This is a genomic window from Micromonospora sp. MP36 (genome assembly GCF_008119785.1).
Lineage (GTDB): Bacteria > Actinomycetota > Actinomycetes > Mycobacteriales > Micromonosporaceae > Micromonospora.
On record NZ_VSFA01000285.1, the window covers coordinates 1 to 773 of the forward strand.

General features: G+C 68.4%; 1 pseudogene. It reads left to right on the forward strand.

Annotated elements, in window-relative coordinates:
* A pseudogene (locus FXF52_RS41190) lies at positions 1-773 on the forward strand (ISL3 family transposase); the annotation flags it as partial.

Genomic DNA, 773 nt, shown 5'->3' on the forward strand with positions numbered 1-773 from the left:
CGCCGAGGCCATCCGCCGTGCCCTGCCCAACGCGGTGCAGGTCGCGGACAGGTGGCACCTATGGCACAACCTGTGCGAAGCGGCCCTCAGCGAGGTGAAGGCGCACAGCACCTGCTGGGCCCCCGTACTGGACGCACCCATCTACGACGGGCCCCGCGCACAGACGACCCTGGAACGCTGGCACCAGGTCCATGACCTGCTCGACCAGGGCGTCGGCCTGCTCGAATCCGCCCGCCGTCTGCAGCTGGCCCTGAACACCGTCAAGCGCTACGCGCGAGCCGACCGGCCCGAGCGGATGCTCCGCGTCCCCAAGTACCGTGCCAGCCTCGTCGACCCCTACCGCGAGCACCTACGCAAGCGTCGAGCCGAGGACCCCGGCGTCCCCGTCGCGCACCTCTTCGAAGAGATCAAGGCCCTCGGCTACGAGGGCTGCCTCAACCTCCTGCACAAGTACATCAACCAAGGCCGCGCGGACGTCGACCGCAGCCACATCTCCCCGCGCCGGCTCGCTCGGATGATCCTTACCAGGCCCGACAACCTCAAACCCGAACATCGAGATCTTCTGGCACGCCTCACCGCGGCCTGCCCAGAGATGACCAGACTGGCCGCCGTTGTCGGGGGCTTCGCCGAGCTCCTGACGCCTCACGCTGGAAATGCCGACCGGCTCTCGCTCTGGATCGGCCAGGTCCGCGCGGTCGATCTACCTCATCTGCACGCCTTTACCAGGGGCCTGGAACGGGACCGCGACGCCGTGAACGCAGCGCTCACGCTTC